This is a genomic window from Bacteroides sp. AF20-13LB, assembly GCF_003603065.1.
Lineage (GTDB): Bacteria > Bacteroidota > Bacteroidia > Bacteroidales > Bacteroidaceae > Bacteroides > Bacteroides uniformis.
Genome location: NZ_QTMH01000019.1, coordinates 83,264 through 90,850, shown reverse-complemented (window position 1 = coordinate 90,850; position 7,587 = coordinate 83,264). Strand labels below are relative to the sequence as shown.

6 protein-coding genes are annotated in these 7,587 nt (G+C 48.0%); all 6 read left to right on the top strand.

All coding sequences use genetic code 11. The features are described from left to right. The first annotated feature begins 321 nt into the window (after positions 1-321). Positions 322-912, top strand: coding sequence for a hypothetical protein (locus DWX62_RS19615; RefSeq protein ID WP_005827382.1), 591 nt, complete (start codon positions 322-324; stop codon positions 910-912). A gap of 16 nt (positions 913-928) precedes the next feature. Next, complete coding sequence (locus tag DWX62_RS19610) at positions 929-1,768, top strand: DUF2764 domain-containing protein (RefSeq protein WP_005837370.1); 840 nt, start codon at positions 929-931, stop codon at positions 1,766-1,768. Between the two features lie 19 nt (positions 1,769-1,787). Next, positions 1,788-3,542 carry a V-type ATP synthase subunit A gene (locus tag DWX62_RS19605; protein WP_005837368.1) on the top strand — a complete coding sequence of 585 codons (1,755 nt, stop codon included), beginning with the start codon at positions 1,788-1,790 and terminating at the stop codon, positions 3,540-3,542. Positions 3,543-3,682: 140 nt separating this feature from the next. Beyond that, positions 3,683-5,008 carry a V-type ATP synthase subunit B gene (locus DWX62_RS19600; RefSeq protein WP_005827389.1) on the top strand — a complete coding sequence of 442 codons (1,326 nt, stop codon included), beginning with the start codon at positions 3,683-3,685 and terminating at the stop codon, positions 5,006-5,008. A 120-nt stretch (positions 5,009-5,128) separates the two neighbouring features. Next, complete coding sequence (locus DWX62_RS19595) at positions 5,129-5,734, top strand: V-type ATP synthase subunit D (protein WP_005827391.1); 606 nt, start codon at positions 5,129-5,131, stop codon at positions 5,732-5,734. After that, the gene (locus DWX62_RS19590) at positions 5,731-7,557 is read left to right on the top strand and encodes a V-type ATPase 116kDa subunit family protein (protein WP_005827394.1); all 1,827 of its coding nucleotides are present in this window, start codon (positions 5,731-5,733) and stop codon (positions 7,555-7,557) included. The genes DWX62_RS19595 and DWX62_RS19590 overlap by 4 nt, the downstream gene beginning before the upstream one ends. The last annotated feature ends 30 nt before the right edge of the window (positions 7,558-7,587 follow it).

Here is a 7,587-nt window from a genome sequence, read left to right as displayed (position 1 = left end):
GTCGCCGTTTTCAGAAGAAGCCTCCGTGTCTGATAAGGATACGGAGGCTTTGTTCGTTTATATACCTCCGGAACTGCTCCCCTTAATCCCTGTCATGCGTTGTTGCATACGTATTTTTCTGCTTCTTTTGTCATTCTTTTGTTATCATTACAGAACAAAGTTGGTGTAAAATGAGTTTTTTTTGGAAGAGCAAGAACTTTTCTTCCTTTCTTTCTATTCAATATCAAATGGATTTTTGTAAATTTGGCGTGAATCTAATAGGAAGGGAAAAAATCACGCAATTAATATTGTAATATAAATCATATAATAACTCCTGCAAATATGGAAAACAAGATTCAAGAGCTGACCGATAAGATCTACCGCGAAGGCGTAGAGAAAGGAAACGAAGAGGCACAGAAACTTATCGCAAAAGCTCAGGAAGAAGCCAAGAGAATTATAGAGGATGCTCACAAGGAAGCGGATTCTATCGTGGCTACCGCTCATAAGTCTGCCGATGAACTGGCAGAGAATACAAAATCTGAATTAAAGTTGTTTGCCGGTCAGGCTGTGAATGCTCTGAAGTCCGAAATCGCTACGTTGGTGACGGACAACATTGTGAATGCCGATGTAAAGGCATTTGCTGCAAACAAGGATTATCTTAATGCCTTCATCGTTGCATTGGCGTCCAAATGGAGTGTGAACGAACCAATCGTTATCTCTACTGCCGATGCGGAAGGCTTGACAAAATATTTCGCAGCGAAGGCGAAAGACCTGCTGGACAAGGGTGTGAAGATTGAGCAAGTGAATGGCATCAAAACCTTGTTCTCCGTATCGCCTGCCGATGGTTCGTACAAGGTGAACTTTGGCGAAGAAGAATTTATGAATTACTTCAAGGAATTCCTGCGTCCGCAATTAGTGGAAATGCTGTTCTAAAAACTCCCACAGGATTATGAGTAAATACTATTACTTGGTAGCCGGTTTGCCTGAACTTACTCTGGAAGACAGTAAACTGAGCTATACAGTAGCCGATTTCAAGACGGAACTATATCCTGCCTTGTCGGAAGATGATAAAAAGTTGATAGATTTGTTTTATCTGAAATTCGATAATGCGAATGTCTTGAAACTATTGAAGGATAAGGATGCTGCCATCGACCCGCGCGGAAACTATTCGTCGGAGGAACTGGTGGAATATATCTCACAACTGAAGGATGGCGACGAAGTCTCTGACAGTGTATTCCCATCTTATCTCTCTACGTTCATTTCCGAATACTTCAGCCTGCCTGCCGAGGACGGTTTCTTGTATGAAGACCGCCTGGCAGCGCTCTATTACGCCTATGCTATGGAATCCAGGAATCAGTTTGTGTCTTCCTGGTTTGGCTTCAACCTCACTCTCAATAATATATTGGTGGCGCTCACAGCACGTAAGTTCAAGCTGGACATTGCTCCGCTGATTGTGGGTGATACGGAAGTGTGCGAGGCTCTGCGTACTTCCAATGCCCGTGACTTCGGTCTGGGTACTGAGGTGGATTATCTGGAGCAGCTGGTGAAAATCAGTGAGACGGAGGAACTGGTGGACCGGGAAAAGAAACTGGACCAGCTTCGCTGGGACTGGATGGAGGAGGCCACATTCTTCGATTACTTTACCGTGGAACGTCTGTTTGTCTTCCTGCTACAGCTGGAGATGATAGAACGGTGGATTTCGTTGGATAAAGAGAAGGGTAACCAACTGTTCCGCAGCATTATCGCTGCCTTGAAAGACGAGGTGCAGATACCCGCAGAATTCAGATAAAATAAACAACTAAAAATATATGGCAACAAAAGGAACTGTTAGTGGCGTAATAGCCAACATGGTGACCCTCGTCGTCGACGGACCGGTAGCGCAGAATGAGATTTGTTATATCTCGACCGGAGGAGACAAGTTGATGGCGGAGGTGATTAAGGTAGTAGGTACCCAGGTCTACGTGCAGGTATTTGAGAGTACCCGCGGACTGAAAGTGGGGGCCGAAGCTGCGTTTACCGGACATATGCTCGAAGTAACACTGGGGCCCGGTATGCTTTCGAAAAACTACGACGGTCTGCAAAACGACCTCGATAAGATGGACGGTGTTTTCTTGAAACGCGGGCAATATACCTATCCGCTGGATAAAGGAAGCAAATGGCATTTTGTGCCTTTGGCAAAGGTGGGCGACCAAGTGGAAGCCGCTGCCTGGCTGGGACAAGTGGACGAAAACTTCCAACCTCTGAAAATCATGGTGCCTTTTGAACAGAAAGGTGTGTGCACCGTGAAATCAATTGCAAAGGAAGGTGATTACAGCATTGAGGATACCATTGCAGTGCTGACGGATAGCGAAGGTAATGACATCCGGGTGAACATGATACAGAAATGGCCCGTGAAGCGCGCCATGACCAACTATAAGGAAAAACCGCGTCCTTTCAAATTGCTGGAAACCGGTGTGCGTGTAATCGACACCGTAAACCCGATTGTGGAAGGTGGTACGGGTTTTATCCCCGGTCCGTTCGGTACTGGAAAAACGGTGCTTCAGCATGCCATTTCAAAACAAGCGGAAGCGGACATCGTAATCATCGCTGCCTGCGGTGAGCGTGCCAACGAGGTTGTGGAAATCTTTACAGAATTCCCCGAATTGGTTGACCCGCATACGGGACGGAAGCTGATGGAACGTACGATTATCATTGCCAATACTTCGAACATGCCGGTGGCTGCCCGTGAGGCATCTGTCTACACGGCTATGACGATTGCAGAATACTACCGAAGCATGGGATTGAAGGTACTGCTGATGGCGGACTCCACTTCACGTTGGGCGCAGGCATTGCGCGAGATGTCCAACCGTATGGAGGAGTTGCCCGGTCCCGATGCCTTCCCGATGGACTTGTCCTCCATCATCTCCAACTTCTACGGCCGTGCGGGTTATGTGAAGCTGAACAACGGCGAGTCCGGTTCCATTACTTTCATCGGTACGGTATCGCCTGCCGGTGGTAACTTGAAGGAGCCGGTAACCGAGAATACGAAGAAGGTGGCACGCTGCTTCTATGCCCTTGAGCAAGACCGTGCCGACAAGAAGCGTTATCCTGCCGTAAACCCGATTGACTCGTATTCCAAATATATAGAATACCCTGAATTTGAAGAGTATATCACCAAGCACATCAACGGTGAGTGGATTGGCAAGGTGAATGAAATCAAGACCCGTTTGCAGCGTGGTAAGGAGATTGCCGAGCAAATCAACATCTTGGGTGACGACGGTGTGCCCGTAGAGTATCACGTGACTTTCTGGAAATCGGAATTGATTGACTTCGTTATTCTGCAGCAGGATGCCTTTGATGAAATTGATGCCGTGACCCCGATGGAGCGTCAGGAGGAGATTCTGAATATGGTAATAGAAATCTGTCATACAGAATTTGAGTTCGACAACTTCAACGAAGTAATGGATTACTTCAAGAAAATGATTAACATCTGTAAGCAGATGAACTACTCGAAGTTTAAGTCGGAAGAATACGACAAGTTCCATAAGCAGTTGCAGGAACTGGTTGAGGAACGTAAAGCCTAAGGATGTACTATGTGACTATTTACAATTTACTATTTGCCTTGCGGATGCAGGTGTACGGAGGTTGTAGATAGGAAAATAGTAGAATAGGATGGCAGAGATTTAAATAGTAAATAGTAAATTGCTAAATTGTAAATAAATAGATGGCAACAAAAGCATTTCAAAAAATATATACCAAGATTACTCAGATTACGAAAGCTACGTGTTCGCTGAAGGCAACCGGAGTGGGGTATGACGAGTTGGCGACCGTAAACGGCAAGCTGGCCCAGGTGGTGAAGATTGCCGGCGACGAAGTGACTTTGCAGGTGTTTGAGGGTACGGAAGGTATTCCCACCAATGCAGAGGTAGTATTCTTGGGCAAGGCTCCTACAATCAAAGTGAGCGAGCAGCTTGCCGGACGCTTCTTCAACGCCTTTGGCGACCCCATCGACGGTGGTCCGGCCATTGAAGGCGAGGAGGTGGAAATTGGCGGTCCATCCGTGAATCCGGTGCGCCGTAAGCAGCCCTCGGAACTGATTGCAACCGGTATTGCAGGTATCGACTTGAACAATACGCTGGTGTCCGGACAGAAGATTCCGTTCTTTGCCGACCCCGACCAGCCCTTCAACCAGGTGATGGCGAATGTGGCTCTGCGTGCGGAGACTGACAAGATTATCCTTGGCGGTATGGGTATGACGAACGATGATTACCTTTACTTCAAGAACGTATTCTCCAATGCCGGTGCGCTCGACCGTATCGTCAGCTTTATGAATACCACCGAGAATCCTCCGGTAGAGCGTCTGCTGATTCCGGATATGGCACTGACGGCGGCCGAGTATTTTGCTGTAAACAATAATGAAAAGGTGCTGGTGCTGCTGACGGATATGACTTCCTACGCCGATGCGCTCGCCATCGTGTCCAACCGTATGGACCAGATTCCTTCGAAGGACTCCATGCCGGGTTCCCTTTATTCGGACTTGGCGAAGATATACGAAAAGGCGGTGCAGTTCCCAAGCGGCGGTTCCATCACGATTATTGCGGTGACGACTCTGTCCGGTGGCGACATTACGCATGCCGTGCCCGACAATACGGGTTATATCACGGAAGGCCAGTTGTTCCTCCGTCGTGACAGCGACATCGGTAAGGTTATCGTTGACCCGTTCCGTTCCTTGTCCCGTCTGAAACAGCTTGTTACGGGCAAAAAGACACGTAAGGACCATCCGCAGGTGATGAATGCCGCCGTACGTCTGTACGCCGATGCCGCCAACGCCAAAACCAAGCTTGAAAACGGTTTCGACCTGACGAACTACGACGAACGTACCCTTGCCTTTGCCAAGGACTACTCCAACCAGCTACTGGCCATCGATGTCAACCTCGATACCACAGAGATGCTCGATGTGGCATGGAGTCTGTTCGGCAAGTATTTCCGTCCGGAAGAGGTGAATATCAAGAAAGAGCTTGTGGACCAGTTCTGGCCGAAAGCAAACTAAATAAATGTACGATTAGACGATTTACGGTTTACGATTGATATTACTGAAATTGTAAATCTGTAAATTGAGAAATTGAGTAGCTTCAGTCGTCTAATCGTAAATCGTTAAATCGTAAATAAAATGGCTATTAAGTTTCAATATAACAAAACCTCGCTTCAGCAACTCGAAAAGCAACTGAAGGTGCGCGTGCGTACACTCCCCATTATTAAGAATAAGGAGAGTGCCCTGCGTATGGAAGTGAAGCGCTGCAAGGGAGACGCTGCCGCGTTGGACGCGAGGTTGGAAAAGGAAATCCAAGCTTACGAAGCCATGTTCGCCCTTTGGAATGAGTTCGACGCTTCATTGATAAAGGTCAGCGATGTTCATCTCGGTGTAAAGAAGATTGCCGGTGTACGGGTGCCGTTGCTCGAGAATGTAGATTTCGAGATACGCCCTTACAGCTTGTTCAATGCGCCCAAATGGTATGCAGACGGGCTGCATTTGCTTAAGTCACTGGCACATACTGCCATCGAGCGTGAATTTACTGTTGCCAAGTTGAACTTGTTGGAACATGCGCGTAAAAAGACCACCCAGAAGGTGAATCTTTTTGAGAAAGTACAGATTCCGGGTTATCAGGATGCTCTGCGCAAAATCAAGCGGTTTATGGAAGACGAGGAGAACCTTTCCAAGTCATCGCAGAAAATCATGAAATCCCATCAGGAGAAAAGGAAGGAGGCAGAGGCATGATTACGAAAATGAAGAAGCTCACGTTCCTTGTGTATCATAAGGAGTACGAAGCATTTCTGGCACAAATCCGGGAACTGGGCGTGGTGCACGTTGTGGAAAGGCAGTGCGGCGAGATGGACGACACCTTGCAGCAATTCATGCAGAAGCGTACGCTCTACAAGAATATGCTTCAGAGCATGCACACCCTGGCAGACAAACAGCCGGAAGAAAAGGTGCATAAAGAGTTGTCGGCCGATGCTCTGGTGAAATTCTACGAGGACTTGCAGGCGCGGATACAAGACTTGAACCAGCAGATTCCCGCCATCGACAAGGATGTGGTGCAGATGGAAGTCTGGGGCGATTTCGATTGGAGAGCCATCCGCAAGCTGGAAGATGCTGGTTGGTTCGTGCAGTTCTATACCTGCCCGGAGAAAGACTATAACGAAGCGTGGGCAGAGGACTACAATGCCATCGTGGTGAAAGAGAACGGCGGACATCTTTATTTCGTGACCGTCACTCCCCAACCGGTAGAACTGGATGTGGAACCGCTCCGTCTACCTTCACTCAGCCTCTCCGAACTGAGCCGGAAGAAAGCCGATACGGAAGAGGCCCTTGTGCAGGCACATGCCGGATTGAAAGAATTCTGCAAAGCGAATTACTGCACGTTGGAGAAGTACAACCTACAGCTCCAGGAAGAGATAGACCTGCTGAAAGTCAAGCTGAACAGCGAACATATGGCAGAAGGTGCCGTAGTGTTGATGGAAGGCTGGATTCCCGAAGACTGCGAGGCGGATGTGAGGAAACTTCTCGATGAAAGCGGCACTTATTATGAGATAAGGGCTGCCAAGCGCGAGGACAATGCTCCCATCAAGCTGAAAAACAACGCCTATACACGCATGTACGAAGTGCTTACCAAAATGTACGGTATGCCCGAATATGCCGAGTTCGACCCGACACCGATACTTGCGCCATTCTTCTCGCTCTTCTTTGCTTTCTGTATGGGAGATGCGGGCTACGGTCTGGTACTGATTGCACTCGGGTTCATTTTGAAAAGGAAGATGTCCAAGTCCATGAAAGGCATGATGAACCTGGTGATTACGTTGGGTATATTTACGTCCGTCATCGGTGCCATATTGGGAACCTTCTTCGGTGTAAGCCTCTTTGACCTGGAGATACCCGCCAAACTGAAGGAATTCATGATTGTGGGTAAGATAGGTGAGACTACCTATGACAAGCAAATGCTGCTGGCGTTGATTATCGGTGCGGTGCACATCTGCATTGCCATGACGGTGAAGGCCGTGGGACAGACCGTTCGTTTCGGCTTCAAGGAGTCGCTCAGTGCTTGGGGATGGCTGTTGCTGGTGGTGGGATTTATCTGCACCGGCGGACTTTCCTTCTTCAAAATAATTTCGGAAGACGTGTCTACGTGGGCATTTATCGTGATTGGCGGTGTTTCTGCCATCGGTATCTACCTGCTGAACAATATCCACCGGAATGTATTTGTCAACATCGGTGCCGGAGTATGGGATACCTATAACATGGCAACCGGATTGATGGGCGATATACTTTCCTACATCCGTCTCTATGCCCTCGGCTTGGCAGGCGGTATGCTTGGAGGCGTGTTCAACCAGCTTGCCTTCATGGTGAACGATGCTGCAGGTCCGGCCCTGGGATGGCTGTTCTGCGGTCTGATACTGATATTCGGGCATACGCTGAACATTGCCATGTCTTGTCTGAGTGCCTTTGTACACCCGCTCCGTCTGACATTTGTGGAATACTTCAAGAATTCCGGTTACGAAGGTAAGGGCGAAGCCTATAAACCTTTTACAGTAGTAAAGAAATAAACAAATTAAAAAACAAATAAAAATAGAAAC

Excerpts from the sequence above, each read along its gene's own strand:
- DWX62_RS19615 (WP_005827382.1), top strand. The coding sequence starts at position 322 with ATGGAAAACAAGATTCAAGAGCTGACCGATAAGATCTACCGCGAAGGC.
- DWX62_RS19610 (WP_005837370.1), top strand. The coding sequence starts at position 929 with ATGAGTAAATACTATTACTTGGTAGCCGGTTTGCCTGAACTTACTCTG.
- DWX62_RS19605 (WP_005837368.1), top strand. The coding sequence starts at position 1,788 with ATGGCAACAAAAGGAACTGTTAGTGGCGTAATAGCCAACATGGTGACC.
- DWX62_RS19600 (WP_005827389.1), top strand. The coding sequence starts at position 3,683 with ATGGCAACAAAAGCATTTCAAAAAATATATACCAAGATTACTCAGATT.
- DWX62_RS19595 (WP_005827391.1), top strand. The coding sequence starts at position 5,129 with ATGGCTATTAAGTTTCAATATAACAAAACCTCGCTTCAGCAACTCGAA.
- DWX62_RS19590 (WP_005827394.1), top strand. The coding sequence starts at position 5,731 with ATGATTACGAAAATGAAGAAGCTCACGTTCCTTGTGTATCATAAGGAG.